Raw genomic sequence first — 236 nt, 5'->3', positions numbered from 1 at the left:
GCCAGGTCCCCTGAAATGCTCATGGTCGAGATACCAGCAATTGCCGCAGAATAGAAATCGTCCGTGACTCCGGAAAAGGTGCCGATAAGAGCAGTGGCCATGCATCCGGTACCAGTAACATTAGTTAAAAGGAGATTCCCGTTGTCGATAATTGACGTATGTTTTCCGTCGCTGACCGCATCCTTAGCCCCGCTGACCACGATGATACTATTCAATTTATTTGCTGCTTGTGCAGC

General features: G+C 49.2%; 1 protein-coding gene. It reads right to left on the bottom strand.

The window, feature by feature from the left end:
- The coding region (locus SB773_RS34660) for a hydroxyethylthiazole kinase (protein ID WP_410595087.1) at window positions 1-215 on the bottom strand (215 nt) is incomplete at its 3' end.
- Window positions 216-236: the final 21 nt, after the last annotated feature.

Source organism: Bacillus sp. SIMBA_074 (assembly GCF_046534555.1).
Classification (GTDB): Bacteria; Bacillota; Bacilli; order Bacillales; family Bacillaceae_G; genus Bacillus_A; species Bacillus_A mycoides.
Note: the sequence above shows the minus strand (reverse complement) of the source record. Positions and strands in the feature narration are given on the sequence as shown.